The sequence below is a fragment of the Rhizobium sp. BK602 genome (genome assembly GCF_014195095.1).
Taxonomy (GTDB): Bacteria; Pseudomonadota; Alphaproteobacteria; order Rhizobiales; family Rhizobiaceae; genus Rhizobium.
On the sequence record NZ_JACIBC010000006.1, the window covers coordinates 291,664 to 305,220 of the forward strand.

Annotated in this window: 18 protein-coding genes; 15 read left to right on the forward strand and 3 right to left on the reverse strand. The window is 61.5% G+C overall.

What is annotated here, in order from left to right; translation table 11 throughout:
* Positions 1-11: 11 nt before the first annotated feature.
* The 5 genes from FHX11_RS20555 to FHX11_RS20575 all read left to right on the forward strand — a co-directional run bounded on the left by FHX11_RS20555 (position 12) and on the right by FHX11_RS20575 (position 4,098).
* Entirely contained in the window at positions 12-689 is a 678-nt protein-coding gene (locus FHX11_RS20555) for an HAD-IA family hydrolase (RefSeq protein ID WP_184360010.1), read from the forward strand.
* Between the two features lie 105 nt (positions 690-794).
* Entirely contained in the window at positions 795-1,388 is a 594-nt protein-coding gene (locus FHX11_RS20560) for a 5-formyltetrahydrofolate cyclo-ligase (RefSeq protein WP_184360012.1), read from the forward strand.
* A gap of 3 nt (positions 1,389-1,391) precedes the next feature.
* Entirely contained in the window at positions 1,392-2,216 is an 825-nt protein-coding gene (locus tag FHX11_RS20565) for a TIGR00282 family metallophosphoesterase (protein ID WP_184360014.1), read from the forward strand.
* A 130-nt stretch (positions 2,217-2,346) separates the two neighbouring features.
* Positions 2,347-3,186, forward strand: a complete 840-nt coding sequence (locus FHX11_RS20570) for an MBL fold metallo-hydrolase (protein ID WP_246781104.1) — start codon at positions 2,347-2,349, stop codon at positions 3,184-3,186.
* A gap of 165 nt (positions 3,187-3,351) precedes the next feature.
* On the forward strand, positions 3,352-4,098 hold the full coding sequence (locus tag FHX11_RS20575; RefSeq protein ID WP_184360018.1) for a YebC/PmpR family DNA-binding transcriptional regulator: 747 nt from the start codon (positions 3,352-3,354) through the stop codon (positions 4,096-4,098).
* Between the two features lie 54 nt (positions 4,099-4,152).
* Here FHX11_RS20575 and FHX11_RS20580 read toward each other — a convergent pair whose 3' ends face one another.
* Both FHX11_RS20580 and FHX11_RS20585 read right to left on the reverse strand, forming a co-directional pair.
* Entirely contained in the window at positions 4,153-4,956 is an 804-nt protein-coding gene (locus FHX11_RS20580) for an anti-sigma factor (protein WP_184360020.1), read from the reverse strand.
* Positions 4,953-5,696: a sigma-70 family RNA polymerase sigma factor gene (locus FHX11_RS20585; RefSeq protein WP_184360022.1), complete on the reverse strand. Its 744-nt coding sequence runs from the start codon at positions 5,694-5,696 to the stop codon at positions 4,953-4,955. The genes FHX11_RS20580 and FHX11_RS20585 overlap by 4 nt, the downstream gene beginning before the upstream one ends.
* A gap of 341 nt (positions 5,697-6,037) precedes the next feature.
* Between FHX11_RS20585 and FHX11_RS20590 the strand changes: the two genes are divergently transcribed.
* The 3 genes from FHX11_RS20590 (at position 6,038) to FHX11_RS20600 (ending at position 8,044) form a co-directional block, all read left to right on the forward strand.
* The gene (locus tag FHX11_RS20590) at positions 6,038-7,012 is read left to right on the forward strand and encodes an MBL fold metallo-hydrolase (protein ID WP_184360024.1); all 975 of its coding nucleotides are present in this window, start codon (positions 6,038-6,040) and stop codon (positions 7,010-7,012) included.
* Positions 7,013-7,037: 25 nt separating this feature from the next.
* Positions 7,038-7,499 carry a tetratricopeptide repeat protein gene (locus FHX11_RS20595; RefSeq protein ID WP_184360026.1) on the forward strand — a complete coding sequence of 154 codons (462 nt, stop codon included), beginning with the start codon at positions 7,038-7,040 and terminating at the stop codon, positions 7,497-7,499.
* Between the two features lie 107 nt (positions 7,500-7,606).
* Positions 7,607-8,044 carry a DoxX family protein gene (locus FHX11_RS20600; protein WP_184360028.1) on the forward strand — a complete coding sequence of 146 codons (438 nt, stop codon included), beginning with the start codon at positions 7,607-7,609 and terminating at the stop codon, positions 8,042-8,044.
* An 80-nt stretch (positions 8,045-8,124) separates the two neighbouring features.
* Here FHX11_RS20600 and FHX11_RS20605 read toward each other — a convergent pair whose 3' ends face one another.
* The gene (locus tag FHX11_RS20605; protein WP_184360030.1) at positions 8,125-9,123 is read right to left on the reverse strand and encodes an LLM class flavin-dependent oxidoreductase; all 999 of its coding nucleotides are present in this window, start codon (positions 9,121-9,123) and stop codon (positions 8,125-8,127) included.
* 191 nt (positions 9,124-9,314) lie between these two features.
* Between FHX11_RS20605 and ruvC the strand changes: the two genes are divergently transcribed.
* The 7 genes from ruvC to FHX11_RS20640 all read left to right on the forward strand — a co-directional run bounded on the left by ruvC (position 9,315) and on the right by FHX11_RS20640 (position 13,533).
* The gene (gene ruvC / locus FHX11_RS20610) at positions 9,315-9,827 is read left to right on the forward strand and encodes a crossover junction endodeoxyribonuclease RuvC (protein ID WP_184360032.1); all 513 of its coding nucleotides are present in this window, start codon (positions 9,315-9,317) and stop codon (positions 9,825-9,827) included.
* Between the two features lie 55 nt (positions 9,828-9,882).
* The gene (locus FHX11_RS20615) at positions 9,883-10,146 is read left to right on the forward strand and encodes an AbrB/MazE/SpoVT family DNA-binding domain-containing protein (protein WP_184360034.1); all 264 of its coding nucleotides are present in this window, start codon (positions 9,883-9,885) and stop codon (positions 10,144-10,146) included.
* Entirely contained in the window at positions 10,124-10,543 is a 420-nt protein-coding gene (locus FHX11_RS20620; protein ID WP_184360036.1) for a type II toxin-antitoxin system VapC family toxin, read from the forward strand. Before FHX11_RS20615 ends, FHX11_RS20620 begins: the two co-directional genes overlap by 23 nt.
* Before the next feature lie 14 nt (positions 10,544-10,557).
* The gene (gene ruvA / locus FHX11_RS20625; protein WP_184360038.1) at positions 10,558-11,172 is read left to right on the forward strand and encodes a Holliday junction branch migration protein RuvA; all 615 of its coding nucleotides are present in this window, start codon (positions 10,558-10,560) and stop codon (positions 11,170-11,172) included.
* A gap of 154 nt (positions 11,173-11,326) precedes the next feature.
* Positions 11,327-12,370 (forward strand): Holliday junction branch migration DNA helicase RuvB, encoded by a 1,044-nt coding sequence (ruvB, locus tag FHX11_RS20630; protein ID WP_184360040.1) that lies wholly within the window; start codon positions 11,327-11,329, stop codon positions 12,368-12,370.
* Between the two features lie 30 nt (positions 12,371-12,400).
* Positions 12,401-12,910, forward strand: coding sequence for an NUDIX hydrolase (locus tag FHX11_RS20635; protein WP_184360042.1), 510 nt, complete (start codon positions 12,401-12,403; stop codon positions 12,908-12,910).
* Between the two features lie 125 nt (positions 12,911-13,035).
* Positions 13,036-13,533 carry a GNAT family N-acetyltransferase gene (locus FHX11_RS20640; protein ID WP_246781096.1) on the forward strand — a complete coding sequence of 166 codons (498 nt, stop codon included), beginning with the start codon at positions 13,036-13,038 and terminating at the stop codon, positions 13,531-13,533.
* The last annotated feature ends 24 nt before the right edge of the window (positions 13,534-13,557 follow it).

Sequence of the window (13,557 nt, forward strand, 5' to 3'; positions counted from 1 at the left end):
GGGACTGCAACTTGTCCGCCGCATCGTCTTCCGCCTTCAACAAGAACTATTCCGGCTTCCTGTTCGACATGGACGGCACGATCATCAATTCGATCGCCGCCGCCGAACGCGTCTGGGGCGACTGGGCGCGCGGCAAGGGGCTCGACGTCGAAAAATTTATGCCGACCATGCATGGCGCGCGCGGCATCGACACGATCCGCAACCTCAACCTGCCCGGCGTCGATCCGGTGGCGGAAGCGGCATGGATCATGGAGGCGGAGATCGCCGATCTGGAGGGCGTCGTGCCGCTGCCGGGGGCGATCGAGTTTCTGGCGTCGCTGCCGCCGGAGCGCTGGGCGATCGTCACCTCCTCGCCGCTGCGGCTGGCGCAGGCGCGGCTTGCCGCCGCCGGCATTCCGGTGCCGCGTTTCATCGTGACGGCGGAAGACGTCAGGATCGGCAAGCCCGATCCGCAATGCTACATTCTCGGCGCCGAGCGCCTCGGCCTGCGGCCTTCCGATTGCCTGGTCTTCGAGGACGTGATGGCCGGCATCAGGGCGGGCGAGGCGGCGGGTGCCGATATCATGGTGATCACCGCGACGCATTCGCATCCGCTCGAAACCGGTCACTCGACGCTGCCGAACTACGAGCGTGTCCAGGCGCATGTCGACGGCCACGGGCATCTTTCGGTGGTGCGCAGCATTGGCTGACCGGGGCCGCCGCCGTTGCGCGGTCCGCCATGTCGCATTCATGCATTGCAATAGGCTGCCGGCCCATTATGCTTTCGTAATACTGTCAATATCCGCGAAAGCCCGATGACCTCCAACTCCAAAGAGCTGAAAGCCCGATATCGCAACGAGCGCCTGGCGGCGCGCGACGCGATCCCCGCCGATGACCGCATCGAGAAAGGCCTGGCGATGCTCGCGCATGCCGGGGATGCGATCGAGTTCGAGCCGGGGACGATCGTGTCCGGTTTCCTGCCGATCCGCTCGGAGGTGGACATCAGACCGCTGATGGCGCGGCTGCGCGAGCGCGGCGCGCGGCTCTGCGTGCCCGTCATTCTCGACAAGCTGACCATCGTTTTCCGCGAACTCGTGCCGGGAGCACCTCTGATCCCCAGCGGATTCGGGACGGCCGGACCGGGGCCGGAGGCCGCGGTTCTGGACCCCGAGGTCATGCTGGTGCCGCTCTCTGCCTTCGACAGCACCGGCCATCGCATCGGCTACGGTGCCGGCCACTATGACCGCGCCATCGACCGTTTGCACAAAAAAGGGTTGTATCCGCGGCTTGTCGGCATTGCATTCGACTGCCAGGAAGTGCCATCAGTACCGGCTGAGCCGCATGATGTCCGTCTGGACGCGATTTTGACCGAGAGCGGACTCAATTTCGTTTCCGAGGAGATTGGATAGGAAATGCGACTGCTTTTTCTGGGTGACATGGTCGGCAAGACCGGGCGGACGGCGGTATGGGATCGCCTGCCGGGGCTGGTGTCCGATCTGAAGCTCGATTTCGTCATCGTCAACGGCGAGAACGCCGCCGGCGGCTTCGGCATTACCGAGGATATCTTCCTCGAGACCATCAATGCCGGCGCCGACGTGGTGACGACGGGCAATCACGTCTGGGACCAGAAGGAAGCGGTAGTGTTCTGCGAGCGCCACGACCAGTTCCTGCGCCCGGCCAATTATCCGGCCGGCACGCCGGGCCGTGGCTCCGGCCTTTATTATGCCCGCAACGGCGCCCGCGTGCTGGTCGCCAACATCATGGGCCGCGTCTTCATGCATCCCGAGTTGGACGATCCCTTCAAGGCGGCCGAAGCGATCCTCGATGCCTGCCCGCTGAAGGAGCAGGCGGATGCGATCGTTTTCGATTTCCATGCCGAGGCGACCAGCGAGAAGCAGTGCTTCGGCCATTTCGTCGACGGCCGCGCCAGCTTCGTCGTCGGCACGCACACGCATGTGCCGACCGCCGATGCGCAGATCCTGAATGGTGGCACCGCCTATATGTCGGATGCCGGCATGTGCGGAGACTACGATTCCTCGCTCGGCATGGAGAAGGAGGAGCCGCTGAACCGCTTCATCTCGAAAATGCCGAAGGGACGCTTCGAGGCGGCCTCCGGCCCTGCCACCCTCTGCGGCGTCGGCGTCGAGATTTCGGATGCAACCGGGCTTGCCGAGAAGATCGCGCCGCTGCGGCTCGGTCCGCGCCTTTCGGAAACCATTCCCGATTTCTGGCGATAGGGTCTGCCCAAGCATTCAGCATCGTCCGGCAATGACGCGATTGTGAGCAAAGCTGCTCGCATTGCCGCTGGACCCGGCCTGTCGCATGCCGCATCCTCCCGTCCTCCGCGAGGCTTGAAGGGGTGGCATGATGTTGCGATTTCCTGTCTGTGCCCTGTTCTTCCTGCTCGTCCTGGCGGGTTGGCGCAGCGCCGACGCCCAGGAGCGGCCGTCTCGCCCGCAGCCAAGCCAATGTCAGGCCATTGCGCAATCGCTGCCGAAGGCGACATTCGCGAGCTTCTCGCCTCCAGGCCCGACGCTTGCCAGGGATACGGCCAGTGGCGAGGTGAAGATCACCTTCCTCGGCCACGCCACCTTCTTCATCGAAACGCCCGGCGGCACATCGATCGCTACCGATTTCAGCGGCACCTATTCGCCGCCGTACACGCCGACCGTGGTCACCATGAACAAGGCGCATCCGACGCATTACACGCTGACGCCGGACCCGGCGATCCGATATGTGCTGCATGGCTGGAGCGATACGCCTGATGAGCCGGCGAAGGTCCATCTGGCCGTCGGTGACACGCTGATCCGCAATGTCGTGACCGATATCCGCTCCTGGTCGGGCGGCATCGAGCCCAACGGCAATTCCATCTTCATCTTCGAGGTGGCGGGCCTCTGCATCGGCCATCTGGGTCACCTGCATTTCGAGCTCAACGACAAGCAATATGCCGACATCGGCCGGCTCGATGTGGTGATGGTGCCGGTCGACGGCGGCCTGACCATGGGTGCCGACAGCATGAGCCGGGTAGTCAAACGGCTGCGGTCTTCGCTCATCCTGCCGATGCATCGCTGGGGACCGCCGGTCCAGCAGTTCCTGGCCATGTTCGGCCCGGAGTTCGACATCGCCTATGCGCCGGACGCAACGACCACGGTGTCGCTAAAGACGCTGCCGCGCAAACCGCTGATCTATGTGCTGAAGGGGCTTTGAGCCAGGCAGGATGATCGCTGGCAGGGTTTTGCCTTCCAGCCAATGGTTTCCGAGCGCGGTTGCAGGCATGGCGGGGATCGGCATGATCGGCTTTTTACTTGAATGAAGGCCGCTTCGCTCTTATAAGGCGGCCCATTCCCAACAAAAGACGTGAACAGGGGTGCCATGGCTGGCCATTCACAGTTTAAAAACATCATGCATCGCAAGGGCCGTCAGGATGCCGTGCGGTCGAAAATGTTCTCCAAGCTGGCGCGTGAAATCACCGTCGCCGCCAAGTCGGGCCTGCCTGACCCGACCATGAACGCCAGCCTGCGCCTGGCGATCCAGAATGCCAAGGCACAGTCGATGCCGAAGGACAATATCGACCGCGCCATCAAGAAGGCGTCCGGCAATGACGGCGAAAACTACGATGCGGTCCGCTATGAGGGCTACGGCCCGGGCGGCACGGCGATCATCGTCGAGGCGCTGACCGACAACCGCAATCGCACGGCCTCCAACGTCCGTTCGATCTTCACCAAGGCCGGCGGCGCGCTCGGCGAAACCGGCTCGGTTTCCTTCTCCTTCGATCATGTCGGCGAGATCACTTACAAGTCCACGGTCGGCGACGCCGACAAGGTGATGGAAGCGGCGATCGAAGCCGGCGCCGATGACGTCGAGAGCGACGAAGAAGGCCACACCATCATCTGTGGCTTCGAAGCCATGAGCGAAGTCGCCAAGGCGCTGGAAGCATCCCTCGGCGAGGCCGAGACCGTCAAGGCGATCTGGCGCGCACAGAACAACGTGCCGGTCGACGAGGAACGGGCGCAGTCGCTGATCAAGCTCATCGACAGCCTGGAAGATGACGACGACGTGCAGAACGTCTATTCGAACTTCGAAGTTTCCGAAGAAGTGCTGGCCAAGCTTTCGGCTTGAGCCGCATCACCGTTTGAAGAAAGCCGGTTGCAGCAATGCGGCCGGCTTTTTGTGTCATGGTGCCGTCGCGCGAATGAAGTCGTCGCGGAAGGCGGAGAGATCCGATGCTATGACATCTGAGATTGCCCAGAAAACCAGCCCGTCCGCGTGCCATTCAACGAGATTATAGCCATCCTTCTCGGCGCTGCCATGGGCGCCCGGCGCCCCCGGCCAGATGAAGAGATTGATGACATGGCCGTGCCGGCGATAGATCAGTGCCGCTACCACCCGGCCGTCGAGATAATCCACCCTGCCGCCGACGAGGGGGAAGCCCTGAGCCGCCATATCGACCACGGGCGGCGAAAAATCAATCTTGCCGTTGAACCACGGTTTGACGGTGTGCTGGTCGGAGGTCAACACATCGGTCAGATGATCGGCGAGCATCGAACGGACGTGGCTGGCAAGAAGCTGCTCCTCGATGGTCTGGCTCTGCGGCGACACATTCAGCACCAGCATGAGGCTGGCGGTAAGGACGGCAAGGGACGGCGCGAAGCTCCACTTGCGAACGAACTGCCAAAGGCGCTGCCATGAACTTTCAGTCGGGTGCGTGGCCGTCATGGTGCGTGTCATTATGGCCTGCTCCAGCGAAAGTGCCGCCTGAACGCGGGCATGGACAGCCTCCGGCGCTTGCCATTTCACCCCTTCGCGTGCGGATAGGCGCTTAACCATCAGGGCATTCTCCATCTCGTCGGCGCACTCCCGGCAAGTCGTCAGATGCGCCTCGAAACGGGCGGCATTGGCTGCGTCCAGCTCGCCATCGATGAAGCCGTGCAGCAGGTTGTTCCATTCGCCGTGATCATTGCGTTCCACGCCGCTCATCGTACTGCGCCTTTCTCGTCAAGGCCGCGCCAGACCTCGCCGAAATCGCGGCGGGCGCGGGCGAGGCGTGACATGACCGTGCCAATCGGCGCATCGATGATCTCGGCGATTTCCTTATAGGAAAGATCCTCCAATTCGCGCAGGACCAGAACTTCGCGCATTGCGTCGGGCAACCTGTTGATGACCTCGCGCACCCGCTGCGTTTCCGACTTGCGGATCAAGGCTGCTTCCGGCGTGTCCTCTTCGGATGCGGGATCGGGGGAGAGGGAGCCCTCGTTCCGATCCCTTTCGTCGGCCATCGGCTGTTCGTAACGGGTCTTGCGCCGGTCCTGCTGCAGCCAGGCATGGTAGCAATTGCGGACAATGGTGAAGGTCCAGGCCCGGGCATCGCCGTCGCGAAAGCCGCCAAAACCACGATAGGCGCGAAGATATGCGTCCTGCACGATATCCTGCGCAGCATCGGCGTCTCTGCTCAGGAAGCGCGCGAAATTATAGGCGGCGTCCAGATGGGGCATGATGGTCCGCTGGAAGCGGCGCATAGTCTCGTCGGGTGAGGATAGCGCACCCTGCAATGGTGCGGCATTCGCTGTCGGTTCCGCCACCGCCATGAGAACGGCATGTTTGATCGTTTTGGACACCGCGACGACGGCCCGCAGGTGAGCCAACCTGCCTATCGCGGCGTTTTGCGGCCAGCGCCATATCCATGTGTGGAGTGGGTGGCTGAGTGTCATCGAACTCATAATTCGGGCGTCTGTCATCATGATCCCCGCAAAACGCCGATGCCGAGTGTAAGCCGCGGATATGGCGCTTGCAATGTTGCCTGAGATGCTAGATCGCGCTCGCGTGGGTTTTATTCCCGATCGGATACAGAAAATCGCAGACGTCGAATATGGATGCCCGCCGTCCTACCGCTCCAATCGGTCTTTGCAAAATAACTCCATATATATCAATGCTTTGATAGAATTTTCGGCGCTGTGAGGAATAAGCGCCTTCCGTCGCCGATCTTCTTCCTCAGTGGACGGCTGCCGTCTGTTGCGACCTCCGCCTGACCCCAAAGTCATAACCCTGAGGAGATAGTGCGATGTTTGATATGACCCGCCGCGCCGTGCTTGGCACGGCCGCTGCCGCGGCAGCCTTCGGGCTGTCGTCGAAGCTCGAATTCATCCCGCAAGCCTTTGCGGCGACCCCGCTGGAGCCGACGGTCGGCTTTTACAAATACAAGGTTGGCTCGATCGAGGTGACGGCCATCTATGACGGCATCTGGCGTAAGCCGCACGATCCGGCCTTCATCAAGAATGCGTCCGTCGACGATACCAAGGACGCACTTTCCAAGGCCGGGCTGACGACTGACTTCATGCCCATCCCGTTGACCGTCGTCGTTCTCGATATCGGCGGTCGCAAGATCATGATGGATGCGGGCTCCGGCGTCGGGCAGTGGCAGACCAACGCCACGCATCTGCCGGCCAACATGGCTGCCGCCGGCATCGACTACAAGAAGATCGATACGATCATGATCTCGCATTTCCATCCAGACCATGTCTGGGGCCTGATGGAAAAGGGAACCAATGCCGCCGTCTTCCCGAATGCCGAGCTGATCGTCAATGCGGCAGAATATAAATGGTGGACCGATCCCGGCCGTGTCGACAAGCTGGCGGAGGGCCGCAAGGAAGCCGGCCGGCGTATCGCCTCCGTTTTCCCGACATGGAAGAACTGGAAGCTGGTCGACGATAATGCGGAAGTCGCGCCCGGCGTGCACATGCTGGCCGCATACGGCCATACGCCCGGCCATTCGGTCTTCCTCATCGACGGCGGCGCGGAGCAGCTAATGGTCTCGGCCGACATCATGTATGTGCCGGCATTGCTCGCCCCCCATCCGGAATGGGAAGGTGCTTACGACCAGGATGGACCGATGGCCGTCACCACCCGCCGCAGGCTGATCGATCGCGTCATTGCCGACAAGATCAGGATCTGCGGCTCGCATTTCCCGTTCCCCGGCTCCGGCACCTTCGTCAAGGACGGCAATGCCTACGGCTTTACCCCCACCATCCAGGCCTGAGCGGCCAGAACGAGGAGCAACTACCATGTTCAGACATGCCATTTTCGGGATTGCCGGCCTATGCGCCGTCGCCATCCTCCCGGCCGCGACGGCAGGCATCGCGTTCGCCGTCGACAATATGGAATCGACCGATGCGCCGGATCTGACCTCGGTTCGCGCCAAGATCGATGCAAAGGACTATGCCGGCGCGCTCGCCGAGCTCCGTGATATCGCCGAGGAGCATCAGCAGGCCGATGTCTACAACCTGATGGGCTTCACCCTACGCAAAACCGGGGACTTCAAGACATCGCTGACCTACTACACCAAGGCTCTCGAACTGCAGCCGGATCACAAGGGCGCACATGAATATCTCGGCGAACTCTATGTCGAGACCGGCGACATGCCCAAGGCCCGCGAGCAGCTGGCAGCACTCACCAAGCTTTGCCCTGCGGAGTGCGAGGAACTTGAGGACCTGACCAAGGCGATCGCCGTCAAGGGAACCAACTAAGACCCGGCTGCAACCGATCCGGCGGCATTTCCCTTTGACCATGTCGTGGAGATGCCGCCGGGGATGATCGGAGCTTCGGTGAACTTATCACGGGAAGGAGAAAGGCCATGGAATTCGAAGAGGAGAATGCCATTCTGGTCAATTTCGCCGACATGGCACTGCTGTTCGGCCGCATCCTCTTGTCGCTGCTCTTTCTGGAAGAGGGTATCGAACTCGCCAGCAATTTCGACACTGCCTTGGAAGTCATGGCCAAGCTTGGCGTGTCAGCCCCCATCGCGACCGCAACCATCGTGCTGCAGCTTGCCGCCGGCCTTGCCATTGCGTTGGGGTTGATGACCCGTCTGGCGGCATTTGGCCTCGGCGTGTTCTGCCTGCTGACGGCGACGCTCTTTCATACGAACTTCGCCAGCCATAACGAATTGCTGCATTTCGAAAAGGATCTGGCGATTGCAGGCGGCATGTTTGCCCTGATCGTCTCCGGCGCCGGCAAGCTGTCGCTGGATATGCTCATCCGGCGTTATTGGAAGACGAGGCTTGTCGCTTGAGCCATCGATCATCTGGCGGCGATCTTCCGGTGAGCCACACGTAGGGGGTCGGCTCACCGGTTAAATTGTTTTCCCGAAAATCAGGAAACCTTCTGGAAGCTCGGAAGCGTTGCGAAGAGTTCCACCGATTTCAGCCGGGCTTCGATATCATGGATCGGCATCGAAATGATGACCTCATCGGCCTCAGTATCCTTGATGAAGCGCGAAAGCTTTGCCTCTGCGGTTTCCGGCGAGCCAACCACAGCGTAACGCAGCGTGTTTTCCACATTCAGCTTTTCCATCGGCGTCCAGAAATCATCCATGTCCTTGCGCGGGCGCGGGAAGGGGCCGCGCACGTTGCGGCGCAGGTTGACGAATTGCTGCTGTGCCGAGGTGAAGTGATATTGTGCCTCTTCATCCGTCTCCGCCGCCGCGCCCATCACGCCGACCATGACATAGGGCTTGTCGAGCGTGGCCGAAGGCGTGAAGCGCTCGCGGTAGATGGCGACGGCATCAAGCAGGGCTTCTGGCGCGAAATGCGAGGCGAAGGCATAGGGCAGGCCGAGCATGGCGGCGAGATGGGCGCTGTAGAGGCTGGAGCCGAGCAGCCAGATCGGTACGTTGGCGCCATGGCCGGGCACGGCGAGGATCGATTGGTTCTCGTCGGCGGGGCTGAGCAGATGCTGCAGCTCGACGATATCGTTGGGGAAGCTCTGGGCGCCCGCATCGAGGTTGCGGCGCAGCGCCTGGGCGGTGCGCATATCCGTGCCCGGCGCGCGACCGAGGCCGAGATCGACGCGGCCGGGGAACAGGGCTTCCAGCGTGCCGAACTGCTCGGCGATGACGAGCGGCGAATGGTTCGGCAGCATGACGCCGCCCGAGCCGATGCGAATGCGCGAGGTCGCGGCGCCGACATGGCCGATCACGACCGCCGTCGCGGCGCTGGCGACGCCGGGCATGCCGTGATGCTCGGCGAGCCAGAACCTGTTGTAGCCGAGTTCCTCGGCCTTTCGCGCCATGCGCTTCGACCCTTCGAAGGATTGGCTGATGCTGCTGCCTTCGGCGACGGGCGAAAGATCGAGAATGGAAAAGGGAACCATGGCAAGAAACCTGCGTGGTGGAAGGGAGGGTTGTTTCCACATGTAGGAGTGCCGTCGCCTCATTCCAAACCCTGTCGCCGCAATTTCGTCGTGATGTTTTCAGCGCGACTCCGGCGATTGCAAACTCCGCCTTGTTTTTGTTTTGTTCACATTTTGCTGGCACATCTGCGGCCTGAAAGATAGGTTTAGCCATGCAAAACACGATTCGCATCATCGGCATCGATCCGGGACTGCGCCGCACCGGCTGGGGCATCATCGATACGCTTGGCAATTCCCTGCGCTTCGTGGCGTCGGGGACGGTGACGTCCGATGGCGACATGGATCTCGCCTCCCGTCTCTGCCAGCTTCACGACGGTCTGGCGGAGATCGTCCACAGCTACAAGCCGGATGAGGCCGCGGTCGAGCAGACCTTCGTCAACAAGGATGCGGTGGCGACGCTGAAGCTCGGCCAGGCGCGCGGCGTGGTGATGCTGGTGCCAGCCCGCGCCGGCCTACCGGTCGCCGAATATGCGCCGAACGCCGTCAAGAAGGCTGTGATCGGCGTCGGACATGGCGAAAAGCAGCAGATCCACATGATGTTGAAGATCCTGATGCCGAAGGTGGAGTTCAAGGGCAACGACGCCGCCGACGCGCTCGCCATCGCCATCTGCCATGCCCATAATCGTGGTGCCAGCCGGCTGCGTCAGGCGGCGTTGGCGGGATAGTTTGTTCTTGACTTGTTCTGGTGCGATCGCTAAGTATTACTAGAGAGGTATTACTATGCGTGTGACGGAAAAAGGCCAAGTAACTATCCCCAAGGAAATTCGGGACAGACTGGGCATTGGTCCGGGTTCGGAGGTTGATTTTATCGCCTCGGGCAGCGGTGCGATGCTTGTTAAGATCGCCGAGGCATCGGATTCGGCTATACGCGATTTCGATGATTGGCTGGAGCGTGTTAGGGGCACGGTGGATCTCGGCGGCATGACAACGGATGAGTTCATGGAGTTTCTGAGAGGTCCGCGTGACGACGTCGACCCTCATTGATACCGACATCTTCATCGATATCCTCGGCCCGGCATCAGCCCATCGGCAATGGTCCGCAAAATCGCTGAAGAGATGTGTCGGTGAAGGCGATCTCATTTTAAGTCCGGTGATCTGGTCGGAGCTTGCTGCTTCGCCTTTGAGCGAAGAGGAATTAACGGTCGCTCTGTCCTGGCTCGACATGAAACGCGAAGCCATACCCTTTGAGGCTGCTTTTCGAGCCGGCAAAGCCCATCGCGTTTATCGGCTTGCTGGCGGTCAGCGGGAGAGGACGCTTCCGGATTTCCTGATTGGTGCCCATGCCGAGTGGCGAAGACATAGATTGCTGACTCGGGATGCCTCTCGCTACCGTTCCTACTTTCCTTCGCTTGATCTTATCACTCCCGAAACCCATCCCTGACGGACATTCCATTCATGATCGGCAAGCTGAAAGGCACAATCGAAGAAATCGGCGAGGACTATGTGCTCGTGGATGTGCATGGCGTCTGCTATGTCGCCTATTGCTCGGCCCGGACGCTGTCGAAGCTCGGTTCGGTCGGTGAGGCCTGCATCCTCTTCATCGAGACCTATGTGCGTGAGGATCAGATCCGGCTTTTCGGCTTCATGACGGCGCTGGAACGCGAGTGGTTCAACATATTGCAGACCGTTCAGGGCGTGGGCGCGAAGGTGGCGCTGGCGCTGCTGTCGACGCTGACGCCGGCCGAGCTTGCCAATGCCATTGCGCTGCAGGATCGTGCCGCCGTTTCGCGGGCGCCGGGCGTCGGGCCGAAGGTGGCGATGCGCATCGTCACCGAACTGAAGAACAAGGCGCCGTCTTTTGCCGGCGATGCCGCCAATATCGGGCTCAAACAGGAGCTTGGGGAAGGCGTTGCCGCAGCGCCCGTTGCTGATGCCGTCTCCGCTCTCACCAATCTTGGCTACTCCCGCGATCAGGCTGCCAACGCGGTTGCCGCGGCATTGAAGACGGCCGGCGAGGGTGCGGACAGCGCCAAGTTGATCCGTTTCGGCTTGAAGGAACTGTCGCGGTGAGGCTTTGCACCTTCCGCAATCCTTACTATTGTCGCAAAGTCGAGAGATCGACGTGTGGCGCTTCGTCGTCGAAGACTATTTTTGAGTGCGGCAGAACGAATGCCGCCTTCGGCGCGGGGCCTGCGAAACGCATACCGGGAATGGAACCGCTGAGATGAGTGAAGCCGCACGTCTGATATCGCCGGAAAAGCGGGGCGAAGACATCGATGCGACGCTCAGGCCGCAATCGCTGGACGAATTCACCGGCCAGGCGGAGGCGCGCGCCAATCTGAAGGTCTTCATCGAAGCGGCCAAGGGGCGCGGCGAGGCGCTGGACCATGTGCTGTTCGTCGGCCCTCCCGGTCTCGGCAAGACGACGCTGGCGCAGATCATGGCCAAGGAACTCGGCGTCAATTTCCGCTCCACGTCTGGCCCTGTGATCGCCAAGGCCGGCGATCTTGCGGCTCTTCTGACCAATCTCGAAGAGCGCGACGTGCTCTTCATCGACGAAATCCATCGCCTCAATCCGGCGGTCGAGGAAATCCTCTATCCGGCGATGGAGGATTTCCAGCTCGACCTGATCATCGGCGAAGGGCCGGCGGCGCGCTCGGTGAAGATCGATCTCGCCAAGTTCACGCTGGTTGCCGCGACCACCCGCCTCGGCCTGTTGACGACGCCGCTGCGCGACCGCTTCGGCATTCCGGTCCGCCTGAGCTTCTATACGGTCGAGGAGCTGGAGCTGATCGTCCGGCGCGGTGCGCGGCTGATGGGGCTCGGCATGACCGAAGAGGGGGCGCGGGAGATTGCCAGGCGCGCGCGCGGCACGCCGCGCATTGCCGGCCGGCTTTTGCGCCGTGTGCGCGATTTCGCCGAGGTCGCGAAAGCCGAAGCGGTGACGCGCGAGATCGCCGACGAAGCCTTGACGCGGTTGCTGGTCGACAATGTCGGTTTCGATCAGCTCGACAAGCGCTATCTCAACATGATCGCCGTCAATTTCGGCGGCGGCCCGGTCGGCATCGAAACCATCGCGGCGGGTCTGTCCGAACCGCGCGACGCGATCGAGGACATCATCGAGCCCTATATGATCCAGCAGGGTTTCATCCAGCGCACGCCGCGTGGTCGCGTGCTGACGGCGATCGCCTGGAAGCACCTCGGCATGCAGCCGCCGAAGGAGCTGGAGGCGGCGCAATTCGGGCTGTTCCAGGGGGATGCTGAGTGAGCAGCCGTCGCGGCTGATCTGGGGCAGGGGATGACCAAACGCAAACTCATCAGGTTGAACGCCGGCCGCTCGCGCTTCCAGATGCGGGTTGCGGGTCTCGGTTTTCGCGACGGGCATGTGCTTGTCCATCGCGCGGTGCACGAGCCGTTCTGGACCTTTCCCGGCGGAAGGGCGGAGATCGGCGAGACCTCGGAAGAGACATTGCACCGGGAGATGGTCGAGGAACTCGGCGTCGAGGTGACGGTCGGGCGGCTACTCTGGTCGGTGGAGAATTTCTTCCATTACGAAGAGCGCGACTGGCACGAGCTGGGGCTCTATTATCTCATGGATATTCCCCGGACCTTCCCATTCCATCGCCACGAGATCGTGCACCGCATCGAGGACGGCGACAACCAGCTCGAATTCAAATGGGTGAGGGCAACGCACGACGCGCTGGTCGCGCTCGACATCCCTCCCTATTTCATCGCCGATGAGATCGAAAGTCTGCCGCTCGCACCGCGTCACCTCGTCTGGCGCGATGGCGATCTCGACAAGGCTTGATCTCTAGAAGAAGCTGGGTTGGTGAAGCCTAGCGGACCCCGTTGACCTGAACCCGCGTCTTTGGTCGGGAGTTTCTCAAATTGGTGCACAGACCACCCACCTTATTGACAACCTCCCGGCTGACATTGCGCGCCGGCCGCCGTGAGGACGCGCAATCGCTGTTCACGGAATATACGGGCAGGAGCGATGCCGCGCGCTACCTGCAGCGCGGTGCGCATTCATCGCAGGCCCGAACCGAAGCGGTGATCGAGACCTGGGGTGAAGCCAATTGGCTGCGGGGCGATCGTTTCGTCTGGAGCATTCTTCGACGTTCCGACGAGAAGGCGATCGGTTTGTTCCTGATGTTCATCGATGGAAACAGTGCAGAAATTCATTACGGACTTGGACCGGCATTCTGGGGGCAAGGATTGGCCACGGAAGCCGGCGTCGCCGTGATGGATTGGGTCATGCATCTGTCCGGGCTCACGGAGATTTCGACATGTTGTGCCACGGACCATATAGCCAGCCTTCGGGTGCTGGAAAAGATCGGGTTGCGCCGTGTCCGATTGCTTCCGGATGAGCTGCTACTAACCTCAATCGGCATCCGGACGGATGCTTGGCTCTATCGCTGGAAACGGTCCTAAGGTCCGTTTTGTGCAAAATGCAGG